Annotated in this window: 10 protein-coding genes and 4 pseudogenes; 9 read left to right on the forward strand and 5 right to left on the reverse strand. The window is 67.3% G+C overall.

The features are described 5' to 3' along the window. Both BLW32_RS01540 and BLW32_RS01545 read right to left on the reverse strand, forming a co-directional pair. A pseudogene (locus tag BLW32_RS01540) lies at positions 1–979 on the reverse strand (cytochrome P450 family protein); the annotation flags it as partial. 26 nt (positions 980–1,005) lie between these two features. After that, positions 1,006–1,325 (reverse strand): annotated as a pseudogene (locus BLW32_RS01545) (2Fe-2S iron-sulfur cluster-binding protein). Positions 1,326–1,424: 99 nt separating this feature from the next. On the opposite strand from BLW32_RS01545, the pseudogene BLW32_RS01550 reads away from it, so the two are divergent. Beyond that, a pseudogene (locus BLW32_RS01550) lies at positions 1,425–2,448 on the forward strand (AraC family transcriptional regulator). Between the two features lie 5 nt (positions 2,449–2,453). Here the strand turns inward: BLW32_RS01550 and BLW32_RS01555 are convergent. After that, complete coding sequence (locus tag BLW32_RS01555) at positions 2,454–2,930, reverse strand: PaaI family thioesterase (RefSeq protein WP_068526273.1); 477 nt, start codon at positions 2,928–2,930, stop codon at positions 2,454–2,456. Positions 2,931–3,023: 93 nt separating this feature from the next. On the opposite strand from BLW32_RS01555, the gene BLW32_RS01560 reads away from it, so the two are divergent. Both BLW32_RS01560 and BLW32_RS01565 read left to right on the forward strand, forming a co-directional pair. Further along, on the forward strand, positions 3,024–3,638 hold the full coding sequence (locus tag BLW32_RS01560; RefSeq protein WP_068526274.1) for a TetR/AcrR family transcriptional regulator: 615 nt from the start codon (positions 3,024–3,026) through the stop codon (positions 3,636–3,638). A gap of 111 nt (positions 3,639–3,749) precedes the next feature. Further along, a pseudogene (locus tag BLW32_RS01565) lies at positions 3,750–6,753 on the forward strand (MMPL/RND family transporter). Between the two features lie 108 nt (positions 6,754–6,861). Here the strand turns inward: BLW32_RS01565 and BLW32_RS01570 are convergent. Further along, entirely contained in the window at positions 6,862–7,209 is a 348-nt protein-coding gene (locus BLW32_RS01570; RefSeq protein ID WP_068526275.1) for a hypothetical protein, read from the reverse strand. Positions 7,210–7,229: 20 nt separating this feature from the next. Next, positions 7,230–8,330, reverse strand: coding sequence for an ImmA/IrrE family metallo-endopeptidase (locus BLW32_RS01575; protein WP_225536079.1), 1,101 nt, complete (start codon positions 8,328–8,330; stop codon positions 7,230–7,232). A gap of 276 nt (positions 8,331–8,606) precedes the next feature. On the opposite strand from BLW32_RS01575, the gene BLW32_RS01580 reads away from it, so the two are divergent. From BLW32_RS01580 to BLW32_RS01600, 6 genes are all read left to right on the forward strand, one after another. Next, positions 8,607–9,335, forward strand: coding sequence for a hypothetical protein (locus tag BLW32_RS01580; protein WP_225536078.1), 729 nt, complete (start codon positions 8,607–8,609; stop codon positions 9,333–9,335). A 65-nt stretch (positions 9,336–9,400) separates the two neighbouring features. Next, positions 9,401–10,456, forward strand: coding sequence for a tyrosine-type recombinase/integrase (locus BLW32_RS01585; RefSeq protein ID WP_225536077.1), 1,056 nt, complete (start codon positions 9,401–9,403; stop codon positions 10,454–10,456). Continuing rightward, positions 10,443–12,443, forward strand: a complete 2,001-nt coding sequence (locus BLW32_RS01590; RefSeq protein ID WP_223120764.1) for a tyrosine-type recombinase/integrase — start codon at positions 10,443–10,445, stop codon at positions 12,441–12,443. Before BLW32_RS01585 ends, BLW32_RS01590 begins: the two co-directional genes overlap by 14 nt. After that, a complete protein-coding gene (locus BLW32_RS26620; protein WP_220270942.1) occupies positions 12,440–12,901 on the forward strand; it encodes a DUF6262 family protein in 462 nt (153 codons plus the stop codon). Before BLW32_RS01590 ends, BLW32_RS26620 begins: the two co-directional genes overlap by 4 nt. 285 nt (positions 12,902–13,186) lie before the next feature. Next, the gene (locus BLW32_RS01595; RefSeq protein ID WP_068740362.1) at positions 13,187–14,542 is read left to right on the forward strand and encodes a hemolysin family protein; all 1,356 of its coding nucleotides are present in this window, start codon (positions 13,187–13,189) and stop codon (positions 14,540–14,542) included. Beyond that, complete coding sequence (locus BLW32_RS01600; RefSeq protein ID WP_068740364.1) at positions 14,535–15,530, forward strand: CNNM domain-containing protein; 996 nt, start codon at positions 14,535–14,537, stop codon at positions 15,528–15,530. Before BLW32_RS01595 ends, BLW32_RS01600 begins: the two co-directional genes overlap by 8 nt. The last annotated feature ends 151 nt before the right edge of the window (positions 15,531–15,681 follow it).

Genomic DNA, 15,681 nt, shown 5'->3' on the forward strand with positions numbered 1-15,681 from the left:
GGATTGGCTTTGAGTTTCTCGAACTGGTCGGGATACTCGTTGAGAGCCAGCACTCCGCCGCTCATCGAGTTGCGGGTGGTGTCGTTGCCGCCGACGATCAGCAGCACGAGGTTCCGAGGAACTCCATGGGGCTGTCGTCGAGAAGGTCTTTGGTGTCCTCGTTGCTCTGCAGCATGGTGATGAGGTCGAAACCAGGCTCCTCGCCTGCCGCGGTCCGCGCGGCCTTGTCTCGCCATAGCGCACTCAAGCCCTGTGCCATCGCGACCATCTCGCGGAAAACTTTGTCGTTGTCTGATGGTCCGCCGTTGGCCTGCTCCATCGACGTGGCCAGATCCGACCACTGGACGAGTTTGTGGCGCTGCTCGTAGGGGTAGTCGAGCAATGTCGCGAGCATCCGCGCGGTCAGTTCGACCGACACGGTCTGGACCCAGTCGAACGGTTCGTCGAGCGGTAGCTCGTCGAGGACTTCCCGGACGCGCGACCGGATGAGGCCCTCCATCTCGCGCAGGTTCTTCGGTGCGACGACTCCCTGGACGGCGGCGCGCTGCTTGTCGTGCCGCGGCGGTCCATGGCGATGAACATCGCGATGTCCATGAAGCGGGGCGGCCGACCGATGATGATGAACGGTTCGGCGGAGAACGCGTCGTGGTTCTTGTCGACAGCGATGATGTCGGCATGTCGAGTGACCGACCAGAACGGCCCGAAGGGACTGCGGGGCTGGAAGTGAACGGGCGCCTCATTGCGCACGCTCGAAGTAGGACCGCCACCTGCCCTGTCGGTAGAGGAATGGGTTGCTCAGATCGATGTCGGTGAGTTCGACTTCCTCGACAGGCGGGATGGGGGTCTCGGTGAAGATCTTTTTGCCGTCGGTTCGGGTGACGATCCGGCGGGCCTTGTCATAGACGTGGGCGCCACGGATTTGTAGATCGATCGGGATCATGGACTGCGCTTTGTCGGCGAGGGCAGTTGAGATGCTCATAGATGTTGCTCTTTCGCTTTAGACGTTCACAACTGGAACTCGGGAAGGCGAACGTCAGACCGTCCCACTCGTTGTTGGCGGTCATCTGGCAGGCCAGTCGCGAGTTGGCCTCACGTTCGGGGTGCATACTCAACATGCCTTCTTCGACGTCTGTGCTGTGTCCGACGGTGTCGATCCACGCGCTGTCGACGACGACGTGGCACGTTCCGCATGCCGCCTCACCGCCACAGTCGCCATCGATCCCCGGTATCGCCTCGTCGACTGCAATCTGCATCAGTGACCTGCCGGGCGTCACCGGCGCGGGGTAGTCCTCGCCGTCGTGGGTCACGTAAGTGATCGTGGCCATGGCCACCTCCTTGTTCGTGGGTCGTAGAGGTGAGTGTGCACGCGGCAGATGTGCTTGATCCAGGCTCGGACGTCGCGATGTCTTGTTAAATTGGCTCATGTGAGCCTTGTCGAGTTGGGGATACCGCCGCTAGCGTTCGCGCAGCTCCTCGACAGCGGTGCCCTGGGCGCGGCGGAGACGCGAGCGTTCGGACGCATCATGGCCCGCGAGGGCGTCGATCTCGCGGTCGTCATTGCGCGACAGGGCCAAGTGCCTGTCCGGGGTTTCACGAGGTGTATCCGGCGATGGACGCCCAGCAGGGATTCCGGTTGGGCGTGGCGTTCGCCGAGCACGCCCAGCTGACCTCTTTCGGCCCCCTCAGTTTGCCGCTGGTCAGTGCGGGTTCCGTCCTCGAAGTTGTTCAACTGCTTCGGTTCTTGCCCCTGATATCGACCGCGCTGAGCACCGAGTTCCAGCACGGAGACTCTGGACTGACGATCGCTCTGGCCGGGCGCACAGATAGCCCCGGCACCGATTGTCTCGCCGTCACCTACGGTGGTCTGGCTGTCCTGCGGTTGGTGGACATGCTCGCCGGTGCCGTCCCCTCCGTGGAGCTTCATCTGACATGCCAGGCGCCGGCAGACCTGATCGTCGTGGGTGAGATCGGCATCGGATCCTTTTCGACGCGCGCGCGGCGTTCGTGCATATACCGGCTGCCGTGCTCTACGACGTGTGCCGCTTCTCCGACCCCGTGGCCTACCGGATCGGTATCGCCGAGCTTCGACGCGTCTACGAACAGCGCAGGCCCAATTCCTACACGCAGCTGGTCCGCGCACAGTTCGATGCTGACCCTGCGCGCGCTGACGGCGCTCGTATCGCGGCGGAGCTGGCGACATCGGTGAGCACACTCAAGCGACGCCTGCACGCCGAGGGCACCACCCTGCGTCGCCTGCGGCAGCAGTTCGCCCAAGAACGAGCCACCGCGCGACTGCTGGATCCCGGCATCAGTGTCGGCGAGATAGCCGCAGAACTGGGGTACTCCGAGGTCGCCAGTTTCTCCCATGCATTTACACGGTGGGTCGGGTGCTCCCCGACTCAGTTCCGCCGCGCACCGTCGAATCAGCGGGCAGCGCCGGGCATCTGAGCAGGTCAGTCCGCGCGGAGGAAATTGACGAAAAAGCTGTCTACCGTGGAGGTGTCGGCGTAGCGCGCGAAGTGCGTGAGATCGACTTTCACGAACTCGCTAGTGGCGGAAAAGTAGGTCTCGCCCTCCACGGTCCCGCTCGCCCCGATGTGCAGGGTGTGATCGGCGTCCTCGTCGATCCACGCCGTGAGGCGTACTGGTACGTGGAGGGGTACCGGTCGGCGGTACTTGACCGTCAACGTGCGCGTGACGGCCGGGGTGCCGGCGATCCACAGCGTAAATCCCATGATGTCGTCGCACGCGGCCGAGATGGCCCCTCCATGCGCCAGACCTGGTCCACCGGAATGCTTTTCGGTGAAGGAGTGATCTGCAAAGACTCGGTCCTCGTCGCGGTAGACCTCGAGCTGCAGGCCGCTGGCATTTTCCGGCCCGCAGCCCATGCACGATGGGGAGTGCGCGGGCAGTCTGCTGGGTGCTGACATCACAGTCCTCGAATCGATGCTCGTGCCGGTAGCGGACCGCTACTGACGGTATCGTTGGCAGGATGCCACATACGTGGACCAACAGCGAGAAGAATGCGGGTAGCGGTGAGCATCGATGGCCTCGACGACGTCGATCCGCGGCGGGTTCGTTCCAGGAACCGTCTACTCGACGCCACGGCGGTGTTGCTGCGCAGAGGGGGAGTGGAGGCTGTCACCGTCGAGGCGGTCACCAGCTTGTCCAGGGTTGCCCGCACAACCCTCTACCGGCACTTTGGCAGTACCACCGACCTGGTCGCCGCTGCCTTCGAGCGTTTGCTGCCCCAGGCCGATCGCCACGAACTCTCGGGGTCGGTGCGCGAGGACTTGATCCGGTTGATGGATCGTCAGGCGGACGTCATCGAACAGGCGCCGCTGCAGGTCACCACGGTCGCGTGGTTGGCGATGGTGCCCGAACGGGCCGGCGAGCAGAGCAACGCCCTGGCCCCACTGCGTGCGCGGGTGGTCGATCACTACCGCGAACCGTTCGACCGATTGCTCACCAGTGCCAGTGCCGTCGACGAGCTCGACGATTTCGACCTGACCCTGGCCATCACCCAGCTCGTCGGACCGCTGATCTTCGCCAAAATCACCGGCATCCGGGCCGTCGACGCCGATGACCGCCGCCGCATCGTCGACGACTTCCTGACGGCGCATCGCCGCATGCCCTGACCGCTCGCACGGTCCACGCCGAGTCCGAAGACGAGCGACCGCGCCACCGCTTTTCGCTACATCATGTAGCGTACCGATCCAGGTAGTTCCGTTTCGGCAGGAGTGGTGTTGATGGTGGTGCACCGGCGATCGGCTGGCGCGCGGTCAGAACGCGCGGAATACAGCGCCACGCTTGCGCGGGTGGCTCGGTACGCGCTAGCGCACAAGGTTGTCGTCGTCGGCGCGTGGCTCGCGGTGGGTGTGGTGCTGGCGCTGGCGTTCCCGCAGCTCGAGACAGTCGTGCGCCAACAATCGGTCGATCCGATCCCTGCGGGAGTGCCGTCATTTCAGGCTTTCGACCGGATGGGTACGGCGTTCGGGGAGAAAGGCGCCAAGACAACGGTTTTCATCGCCATGGAGAACCGTGGCGGCCTCACCCCGACGGTGCGCGTACGCTACGACGAGCTTGTTCAGAAACTTCGTGGCGCCACCGCCGATGTCGCTTCCGTCCGTGACCTGGTGGGGGATCCGACGACGGCGTCGCAGGCGGTGAGCCGCGACGGGACGGCCTGGTACCTGCCGGTGGGGCTGACCGGAACGCTGGGCGGCCCCGCCGCGACTCGCGCCTTGGATTCCGTGCGCGACCTCGCCTATCATTCGTTCTCCGGCACCGGTACAACCGTACACGTCACCGGGCCCACCGCCACCTTCAGCGATCAGATCGTCACGGCCGAAAAGGACCTTGTGGTGATCACCATGGCCACGGTTCTGCTGATCGCGTTCATCCTGCTGGTGGTCTACCGGTCGCTGTTCACCGCGCTCGTACCCCTGCTGGTGATCGGGATCAGCCTCGGGGTGGGTCGCGGTGTGGTGTCAGCGTTGGGCGAGTTCGGAATGCCCGTTTCACAGTTCACCGTCGCGTTCATGACGGTGATCCTGCTCGGTGCCGGCGTCGACTACACGGTCTTCTTCATCAGCCGCTACCACGAGCGATTACGGTCGGGCGCCGAGCACGCACCTGCGCTCATCGACGCCACCGCTACGATCGGGCGCGTCATCCTCGCCTCCGCCGCAACCGTCGCCCTGGCGTTCCTGGCGATGGTGTTCGGAAAACTGAGCGTCTTCTCCACTCTCGGGCCGGCATGTGCGATCGCGATCGTCATCGGGTTCCTCGCCACGGTCACCCTGCTACCGCCGGTCCTGCACGCCGCCTCCCACCTCGGGTGGGGTGCACCCCGCGCGGACCTGACGCGGCGCTACTGGAACCGCATCGCGGTACTCGTCGTACGGCGCCCCGCCTCGCTACTGGCTATGACACTCGTCGCTCTGCTCGCCCTCGGCGCAGTGGCGTTGGGCATCACCATCACCTACGACGACCGCAGCGGACAACCCGCCACCACTGACAGTAACGAGGTTACGCACTGCTCGACCGGCACTTCCCGACCAACACTACCGTCCCGGAATTCCTCGTGATCCAATCCCCGAACGACATGCGTACCGCGAAAGGGCTGGCTGACCTCGACGACCTGGCATCACGCGTCGCGCAAGTCCCGGGAGTGACCCGGGTTGTCGGCGTGACCCGACCCACCGGCAGCCGCCTCGAACAAGCCCAGCTGTCGTGGCAGAACGGACAGATCGGTGACCGACTCGCCGCGGCAGTCAGTGACGGCCGATCACGCACTGGCGACCTGTTCCAACTTCGAGATGGCGCCGACCAACTCGCGACCGGCCTTGCCACGCTCGACAGCCAGATCCGCGCCAACCTGACACCGCTGTTGCGAATTCTCGACCAGGCCACGACCGCGGGACAACAGATCCAGCAATACCGACCACTGCTCGGTCAACTCCGCACAACCGCACCCGCACTCGACCAACTCATTGGGCAGGCACCGCAATTGGCCACCGCGGCAAGGCAGGCATCCGACGCCTTGAGTCTCGTGACCGCCGTGCGGCCCTTGCTCGACAACGCTCCCTGGTGCGCCCCGATCCCTCAGTGCGCCGCCGTCCAACAGCAACTCCGGACCCTGGGCACACTGCGGGATTCCAACTTCCTCCTCCAAATCGGCGCTCTCTCCGGGCAACTGGGCAACCTCGGCACACCCATCACCACCATCACCGCGCAACTCACCGCCGCAGTGGACACATTGGACACAACGCTGGGTGCTGTCACCGCGCGCGACCTCCCGCACAACTCGCCCAGCTTCAGAACGGGGTGAGTCAACTCGCTGCTGGCTCCCGCGCGATTGCCGGGGGAGTCGCCGCACTCGTCGACAGCAACCTGCAACAGTTCGCCGGGATGGCCACCCTTGCCGCGCAACTACAGACCACCGCCCGCGAAACCCGCGGCTCGGACGCCGCCACGGGTTTCTACCTACCGCCTGACGCGTTCGTCAACCAAAAGTTTTCCGACGTTGCTGCACAATTCGTCTCTCCAGACGGGCGGACAGTGCGCTATGCCATCCAAACCGACGCCGATCCCTACAGCAGCCAGGCGATTGAACTCACCAACGCCATCACCACCGCAGCCCAGACAGCGAGACCCAACACCGCCCTGCAGAACGCATCGGTGTCGCTAGCGGGATTCCCCGCCATCAACGCCGACCTGCAACGCCTGCTCAGCCACGATTTCCGGCTACTCGCCCTGGCCACCCTCATCATCGTCGGCATCATCCTGATCGCACTACTCCGAGCGCTCATTGCACCGCTTTACCTGCTGGGAACCGTTATCCTGAACTACGCTGCAGCCCTCGGCGTGGGGGTGGTGATCTTCCAATGCATCCTTCGCACCGAGATTGCCTGGCCTGTACCGCTTCTCGCGTTCATCGTGCTCGTCGCCGTCGGCGCCGACTACAACATGCTGTTGATCTCCAGGCTGCGTGAGGAATCCCACCGCAGCATTCGCATCGGAGTCCTACGAACCGTCACCAACACCGGCTCCGTCATCACCTCCGCCGGCCTCATCTTCGCGGCAAGCATGTTCGGACTGATGGTCGGCTCGATCGCCATCATGACCCAGGTCGGCCTCATCATCGGTGTCGGACTACTCCTCGACACCTTCGTCGTCCGAACGATCGTCGTACCCGCAATCGCCACCCTGGCCGGACCAGCGAGCTGGTGGCCAGGCAAACACGGGTGACCCGAATCCACTGCGCCCGCATGACGACGAAACATAACGGTCGGCACGCGGCCCGTCGGCCCCACACCCAGCTCGCTATCTGATAACGCACACCGTAAGATCGACAGATTAAATAACTGGATGACGGTCGCAGGACTTGGTCGTAAGACCGCGGGCGTGTGCTTCGCGCCAGGCGGCGGCGAGGTTGTCGGCGCGGCTGTGCCAGGTCATCTCGCCGAGGTACTCGGCGTGCTTCCTCGTCGCATCGGTCCACCGCAGCTCCGCGTACAGGCGCCGGTACTGGCACCGGAGGACCACCCGCCCCAGCGCGTTCGGTGCGGTGCGGATGGCACGGTTGTGGCGGCCGCCTGCGGCGTCGTCCTGCTCTTTGGCCTGCACTGCCTTGTTCGACCCGTGCGGGACGCGCCAGTGGTGGTCTTTGACCGCGTCCTTGCTGTTCCAGCCCCACCGTGACATCCCTGGCGTCCCCCGCGCTGTTAGACGACGGTCAGGTGACGGCTGCCGGCGGTGGCACCCTCGGGTGCGCCGAACAGGCTGGTGCGGTTCTCGGCGGTGAGCAGTGTCAGGGCGTCGAGCTCGGTGGTGCTGTATCCGTCGGTGGCGAGCTGGGCGAGAACATCGCGGGCGAGCTCGGGTGTCTCGGTCGGGACACCGGGCCGGGTGCCGTACATCCGGCCGGTTTCGTTGAGTAGTCGGAACATCGCCCGGTACTGCCGGTCGGAGAGCACGCCGCGCTCGCGTGCTCGGACAACGAGCGAGGACTCGCTCACGCCCCAGTCCAGGCGCAGCTCGTCGAGCTCGTGCACGGTCCGGGTCGAGACCCGGTCCAGCGCCGGGCCGATGTCGTCGACCGGGGCGAGGAACTCGGCGGCGAAGACATTTGCCCGTCGCTCGGTTTCGGTGGGGCTGACCAGGGTCATCGCATCCATCACCAGGTGCCCGAGTTCGTGCGCGAGGGTCATGCGCATCCGGTCCGGCGGTAGTGCGGCGTTGACGTACACCAGGTGCGGGTGATGCGCGGTGGCGCGTAGGGTGACCGCGTCGATCTCGCGGTCGTGGAAGTCCTCGACGACGACGAAGACCCCGGCCGCTTCCAGCAGTTCGGTCATCGACCGGATGGGGCCGGCGATGCGCCAGAGCCGGCGCAGGACTTGCGCGACCGTGATTTCGCCGAGATCGGCGGCGTAGTCCCCGGGGTCGAGATCGGGCAGCGCCAGTTCCGGATCGAGATCGGTGTGGGCGACGACCCGGCCTAGCCGCATCGCGACCAGGTTGGCGCGCGCCCAGACGCGGTCACGTTTCCACTCCGCTGTGGTGGCGTTGGCGCGGAAGTGCGTGCCCTGCGCAGGTGAGCGCTCGAACGCGACGCACAGCGCCTCGACCGGGCATTGCAACGCCCGGGCGTAATCGTCGAGCGCCTTACCTGCCAGCGGCAGAGCGCCAGCCTCGACCCGGGTGACGTGCGATCCGGAGATCCCGGCCTCCTCAGCGAGCCGCTTCTTCGACCAGCCGTGCGCCAGTCGTGTCAGCGCAACCATCACCGGGTTCGCCTCGGCCTGCGAGAAGAGTGCCGTCACCCAGATCGCCTCCATATCCTCGATCGATCCCTGCGTTCCACGCTATCGCGGTAACAGCCGAAATCTGCGCAGAAACACCGTGTGAACTGCGACTTTCTGCCCGACGCGGTTATCTCCATCCGAAACGCAAGTGACTGATGTGACGTCCGTCTCGCTCGCGAGAGCGAGGCGAGACGGTTTGGCCAATTCTGCAGGTCACGGCGTGTTGTCTTGCTGAGAACTGTACCACGTTAGGCAAGATTCCATGCAAGTAATTACATCGATGGGAGACAGATCGTGACGGCACTCATGGACGACGACATCAACCCGCTCGACGCGGGAGCGGTTTCTCGGAAGGAGGCGCAGCGGATCCTGCGCCCGGTGACGATCGGCGTCGGCGCGCTGCTGCTGGCCGCGGTCGATCACTGGAACACGCTGACCGCGGGGCAGCCGGCGCACTTGCGGACGGTGCTGCAGCCGCTGCTGCGGGGTAGTCACGTTGCGGCGTTTGTCTCCGCCGGCACCAACGTGTGGCTGAGCACCCAGGGGATGCACCCGCCCGGGCACCTGGTCAAGCGGCCGTATCAGTGGTCCGAGGTGAGTAGTCACGGCCGTACTTACCTGGCGATCCATCACAAGGAGATGGAGGGCACCAACACTCGGCGCAAGGCCTTCATCAAGCAGGACTCGCAGACTCTGCAGCTGGTGGGCGATCCCACGCACTGCGAGCTGACCTGGGACTACGACGCGGCGACCGATTCGCACGTGCGGCGGATCTGGGTCAGCGCCCCCGGGGTGCAGTGGGAACGGTTCGAGATCCCGATGGACCAGGTGCAGCAGAGGTACGCCGCGTGGCGCAAGCGGGACGTGCGCTGGCTGCCCGGGCGGCTGCCCGCTGCGTCGATCGCCGACGCCGCGATCGCCGATGACGTGGTCATCGATGTGCGTGACGAACAGCAGCGTCGGCGCACTGACATCACGACCCGCCGGCCGCGCCGCGCCGACGGCCTCGAGGACCAGCGATGAGGGCCGCCCCGGTCACGGTCCACGGGGTCCGGTCGTGGACCGTCGTCGACCAACAGGGTTTGCCGGTGCTCGAGATCGAGCAGTTCCTGCATTGGCAGCGGGCGATCGGACGTTCTCAGAACACCGTCCGCTCGTACGCGCGGCACCTGAGTCAGTTCTATCGTTGGCTGGCTGCGCGGGGAATCGTTTGGGATGAGCTGGATTTCCGGCAGCTTTGTGACTTCGTCGCCGTTCTCACCGCTGGACTGCCGCCGCTGCCGTCGCGGTGCGGGGGCCGTGCACCCGGCACGGTGAAAGCGGTCAGCGCCGCGGTGCGGGAGTTTTACGAGTTCCACCGCGTCGAGGGCCGGGGACCGCAGGATCTGGTACTGACCCGCAACCCGTCGAAGCTGCCGCGGCGCGCGCACAGCTTCCTTGCGCACCTCGAACACCGCCGTCCGCGCGAAGTCTCCCGCCTGGCCCGGCCCGACCGGCAGTCGGCAGAGACCGTGCAGGTCATCGACTTCGAGACCGACTTCGCCAAGCTGCTCGCCGCGGCGTCGACCACCCGTGACCGACTGCTGCTGTCGGCGCAGTACGACCTGGGCCTGCGGGTAGGCCAAGCGCTCGGCCTGCGCCACGGCGACTTGAACCCGATGCGCAGGCAGGTGATGATCCGCCGGCGTGACGACAACGCCAACGGGGCGCTATCAAAGCAGAAGACCCAATTCATCGTCGAGGCTCCGCGGCGGTTCTTCGACCTGTATGCCGCGTACCTGCTCGGTGAGATCGCCCACGTCGACAGCGATTACGTGTTCGTCAACCTCTCACGCCCACCCGTCGGTGGTCCGATGACCTACTCCAACGCCTACCAGCTCATCGAACGGATCGGCGCCGCCGCCGGGATCGACGACCTCAACCCGCACATGCTCCGCCACACCCACGCCACCGCCCTGGCCAAAGCCGGATGGACCGCGGCCGAGATCGCTGCCCGCCTCGGCCAATCCCATTCGGCCAGCGCCGACGTCTACATTCACCTCGCCAGCGACGACCTCGCCGAAAAGCTCCGCACCACCGAGCATCTGGTCTGGCGAGAACCGCAGCAGTACCGACTGAAGGGAGACGGCGATGGCGCGCGGTAACGGCGAGCGCGCCCGGTCCGGGCCCCGCGGCGTCCCCGCTCTGCAGGTGCCGGACGGGCCTTGGTGCGCATCGACGTGGCCGGTCGTCGACATCGCCGGCGACCGCCGCCGCGCCGCCACCGACCCGTGCGCCGTCTCCGACTGCGACGGCGAGCGGTACTGGCTCGGCGGCCCCGGTGGACGCGCAGCCGCCACCTCGGGGCTGTGCTATGCCCACTACTTCCAGTGGTTCCGCGCTGGACAGCCCGCCGACTTTGACGCCTGGGCCACCACCAGCGCTCTGCCCGTCGGCGTGCCCCGTGGACGGCCCGCCACCACGCAGGTCGTCGACTTCCGCCGCATCCCAGCGGCGGCCGCCGACGAAGTCCGGTTCGTCGCCGCAACCAAGATCGGCCGCGGCGACTGGACCCCCAACGCCGGCCTGCGCCGCGCCCTGATCGTCCTCATCGAGGTCGCGCACGGGCGTATCACCAGCTCCCTGACCGAACGCCCCGTCGACGACTGGCTGCTGCTGTGCAGGCAGCACTGGCCTTACACCAACTTCGACTCCCTCTGCGCTCCCTACATCCGGAGGTTCTTCCGACTCCTTCACGGGGCCACCGACCCCGACCCATGGGCCGCGGATCACTGGCGGTGGCGCGACGGATTCGAGTTCGTCCTCGACGCCACCCAAGCCGGGGCGACACGAACCGCTGTCGACTGGGCCACCATCCCGGTGCCCTGGCTCAAAGAGGCCGTCAAAAGCCTGGCCCGCCAACAGTTGTCTACCTCCCGCATGTCCTGGGGAACGCTCACCCAGTGGCTGCGCGCCACCCGCCAGCTCGCCCAGTTCCTCACGCTCGACGGAACCGTTCCCGAACCGTCTGCGGTCACTCGGACGGCGTTCCTGGACTACCTCGAATGGACGCGCCGCCCCGACACCAAGGCAAGCCCCCAGCTCGCGAACACCGCGGCCTACCTGCTCGAAACACTGCGCGACTGCGGACTCGTCGACGACCTGGGATCAGCGATCTTCCTGCGCCGCGGCGAGAACGTCCACCGCAAGACCCGCCGACCGAGGCCCTTTCCACCCGATGTCATCGAACGCATCGACACCCTGATCGTCGACAACCCGGCCACCGACCCCACCCTCCGGGCGATGATCGCCACCACACGATGGGCGGGGTGCCGCATATCCGAACTCGTCGCCCTCCCGATCGACTGCCTCCAACACAGTGAGCAGGGCCACTGGATCGAATACTGGATGACCAAAACCAGCGCCTGGCGGCGGCTTCCAGTCCCCGAAAGCCTCGCCGAGATCATCCGCGACCAGCAGACCCGCGTCCGCGACACCTACGGCCCCGACGCCGAGCACCTCTTCCCTGGCGCCCGGTCCAGCGCCATCGCCGGCCGCACCCAGCCCTGGTCCACCAGCGGGCTACGACACCGCCTCGCCGCACTGTTCCGCGAGCACGGCATCACCACGTCCGTCGCCACCGGCGAGAAGATCTCCGGAGGCGACGTCCACCGCTTCCGCCACACCATCGGAATGCACCTGCTCAACAACGGATGGACCCAACCGGAAGTGCGCGACTTCCTCGGCCACCACAGCGACACCATGACCGCGACCTACGCTCGCATTACCGACGACACCCTCGCCCGCAAAGCCCGCGAATTCTGGGACACCAACCCCGACAAGGGCGTCGACGCCACCGTCGAGCGCCTGCGCGCCCGCTTCACCACCGCACTGCCCAACGGGTTCTGCACGCTCCCCGCGACGCAGCGCTGCGAGTTCCGCCCGAACCCCTGCATCGACTGCTCCTTCCACGACCCCGGCGGCCGCACCTTCCTCGGCGCACACATCACCCACCGCGACCAGCTCAGACAGCTCGCCGCCCAAGCACAAGACAACGGCGACCGCCAGGCAGCGGACCTGAACAAGACCATGCTCGACAAGGTCACCAGGCTCATCGACGAAATCGACTCAGACACGCAGGAATCCAGGTGAGCAATGGCGACCGCGATCACCGCACTGCACGCCTCACCGCGGCCGCCGCCGCCCGCACAACCAGCGCGACCGCCCGCGCACGTCGAGCCATCACCCGGCTGCACAACACCGGACAACCCGTCACCTTCGTCGCTGTCGCCAGAGCCGCCGACGTCTCAACCAGCTTCCTCTACAAGCAAACCCAGCTCCGGCAGGATATCGACGCGAAGCGCGGCACCGCCACCGCCGGAATAGAACGCTCCAGGGCAGCCAGTGCCGAATCCCTCCGCACCAAGCTCGCAACCGCGATCGACCGCAACCGCGAACTGACCGAACAGCTCGAGCAACTACACACCGAGAACGAGGCGCTCCGAAGCCGACTCCTCGAACTGGGAACCCGGCCGCCGGCCAAACAAGAAGCCCGTCGAGGAGAACATGCAGATAATCCGTCCGCCACAGGGCCACAACAGCCACGATGAGACCCGTCAGCCACGTCGTGGACAGTCAGGAGGCTCCTAGAGATATCGAATCTCCTAGGCTCCACAAACACTTCGCATGCGATCACAGGCGGTTTCCGGTCTCCCGGGGGGCCGCCTTCGTCGTATGCGACCTGCGACGATGCCAGATCGGCGATCTTGACCTACTCTTTACTCAGTGACCCGCGACGCGGCGGGCCCGACACAGAGAGAATCGATGAGACGCGCCTCGCGCAAACGACGAAGACCCGGAACCGCTGAACCCGCGCCCCACCGAGGGGTCGCCGCGTGATCACCCTCCTCACGATCCTGGCCGGCGTCGTCGTCGTGCTCGTGATCACCGCCTTCACGGGCTACTTCGTGGCCCAGGAGTTCGCGTACATGGCCGTGGACCGGTCGCGGCTCACGGCGCGCGCCGCAGCGGGCGACGAGGCCTCCGCCCGAGCGCTGCAGGTCACCCGCCGCACCTCCTTCATGCTCTCCGGCGCCCAGCTCGGCATCACCGTCACCGGCCTGCTCGTCGGCTACGTCGCCGAGCCCCTGATCGGGCAGGGCGTCGGCACCCTCCTCGGCGGCGTGGGCGTTCCCACCGCCGTCGGCATCGGCATCGGTGCGGTCCTCGCGGTCGGCCTCTCGACGGTCGCGCAGATGGTCTTCGGCGAGCTGTTCCCGAAGAACCTCGCCATCGCCCGGCCCGAGCCCGTCGCGCGCCGGCTCGCCCTGTCCACCACGCTGTACCTGCGCGCCTTCGGCTGGCTCATCCGCTTCTTCGACCAGGCCTCGAACCTGCTGCTGCGCGCCGTGCGGATCGAGCCCGTGCACGACGTGGAGCACTCCGCGACCCCCCGGGACCTCGAGCACATCGTCGCCGCCTCGCGCGACGCCGGCGAGCTGCCGCAGGAGCTGTCGACGCTGCTCGACCGGATCCTCGACTTCCCCGGCCACACCGCCGAGCACGCGATGATCCCGCGCTCGCGGGTCGACGTGGTTGCCGCCGACGAGGCCGCGGCCGCCGTGCTCGACCGGATGGCCGAGGGCCACACGCGGTACCCGGTGATCGGTGCGACCGCGGACGACCTGATCTGCGTCATCACGCTCCACGACCTGCTCGGCGACCCCTCGGGGACCGCCCGCTCCCGCTGCCGGCCCGCCGTGATCGTGCCCGGGTCCATGCCGCTGCCCGCCGTCGTCGCGCGGTTGCAGGACGCGGGCCAGGAGATGGCCCTCGTCATCGACGAGTACGGCGGCTTCGACGGCGTGGTCACCGTCGAGGACATCGCCGAGGAGCTCGTCGGCGAGATCGACGACGAGCACGACGGCACCGACCCGGCACCCGCCGTACCCGAGGGCGACGGCTGGCTGGTGCGCGGCGACGTGCACCTCGACGAGGTCGAGCGGCTGCTCGACGTGGACCTCGATCCCGGCGACGCGGAGACCCTCGGCGGCGCCGTCACCGCGCGGCTAGGCACGCTGCCCCGCCCCGGCGACGTCGCGGACCTGCCGCTGACCCCGGACCCCGCGGCTGCGCCCGGGTCCGCCCGGCGTGCGCTCCGGGCCGAGGTCCGCACCGTCGAACGACGGGTACCGGCGGCCGTGCACCTGAGCCTGCAAACCACTGACGGGACGGAGGCCGACGATGAGTAGCCCCTGGACGGTCGTGGCGATCACCGCTTTGCTGATCGCGGCCAGCGCCTTCTTCGTGGCCGTGGAGTTCTCCCTCATCGCCGCCCGCCGGCACCGGCTCGAGGACGAGGCCGCGCACAGCGCTTCCGCCCGCGCCGCGCTGCGCAGCTCGTCGGAGCTGTCGCTGCTGCTCGCGGGCTCGCAGCTGGGCATCACCGTGTGCACGCTCGCGCTCGGCGCGATCACCAAGCCCGCCGTCGACGGGTGGCTCACGCCGCTGCTCGCGGCGACGGGCATGCCCGGGTGGATCGCCGACGTCGGCGGCTTCGCACTCGCCCTGCTGATCGTGACCTTCCTGCACCTGGTGGTGGGGGAGATGGCGCCCAAGTCGTGGGCCATCGCCCACCCCGAGCGCTCGGCGATCCTGTTGGCGCTGCCGATGCGCGCCTTCATGACGGTCTTCCGGCCGCTGCTCATCGTGCTCAACGAGGCCGCGAACGCGTGCCTGCGACGCGTGGGGGTGACCCCGGTCAACGAGGTCGAGACCGGGCAGGACCCGGCCGCGCTGCGGCACCTCGTCGAGCATTCGGCCACCGTCGGGGCGCTCGACGAGCAGCAGTCCGGCCACCTGACCAGTGCCCTCGAGCTCGAGGCGCTCACCGTCGGCGAGATCGCCCGATGGGACGTCGCGCCGTCGACGGTGCCCGGCACAGCGGCACCCGACGTGATCCGGGCCGTCGCGGACCGGACGGGGCACCTGCGGCTGCTCGTCGACGACGGTGCCGCCGTCGCCGGCGTGGTGCACGTGCGGGACAGCCTCGCGGCCGCACCCGGCGCGATCGCCCGGGCGTTGATGCGCCCGGTGCTCGTCCTCGACGCCGCCGAGCCGGCCTACGCCGCGCTCGGGACCATGCGGGAGTCGCGCACGCACCTCGCCGTCGTCGAGCGCGACGGGGTGCTCGCGGTGGTCACCCTCTCCGACCTGCTCGGCAGGCTCATGCCGGTCTGAGCGCGGTCGACGGCCCGCGGGGTTACACTTCGCGGGCCGGATGCGGAATCCCTCGGGGAGCGGTCGCGCCACTGTGAAGCCAGACCCGCACCGGCACGCCCGGGCGACCGGGCACCGTCGAATCACCTACCCGGGCGCGAAACCCCGGACG

The sequence above is a fragment of the Tsukamurella tyrosinosolvens genome (genome assembly GCF_900104775.1).
GTDB lineage: Bacteria > Actinomycetota > Actinomycetes > Mycobacteriales > Mycobacteriaceae > Tsukamurella > Tsukamurella tyrosinosolvens.

Coding starts and splice junctions, on each gene's coding strand:
- BLW32_RS01555 (WP_068526273.1), bottom strand. CDS start 2,930: ATGTCAGCACCCAGCAGACTGCCCGCGCACTCCCCATCGTGCATGGGC.
- BLW32_RS01560 (WP_068526274.1), top strand. CDS start 3,024: ATGCGGGTAGCGGTGAGCATCGATGGCCTCGACGACGTCGATCCGCGG.
- BLW32_RS01570 (WP_068526275.1), bottom strand. CDS start 7,209: ATGTCACGGTGGGGCTGGAACAGCAAGGACGCGGTCAAAGACCACCAC.
- BLW32_RS01590 (WP_223120764.1), top strand. CDS start 10,443: ATGGCGCGCGGTAACGGCGAGCGCGCCCGGTCCGGGCCCCGCGGCGTC.
- BLW32_RS01600 (WP_068740364.1), top strand. CDS start 14,535: ATGAGTAGCCCCTGGACGGTCGTGGCGATCACCGCTTTGCTGATCGCG.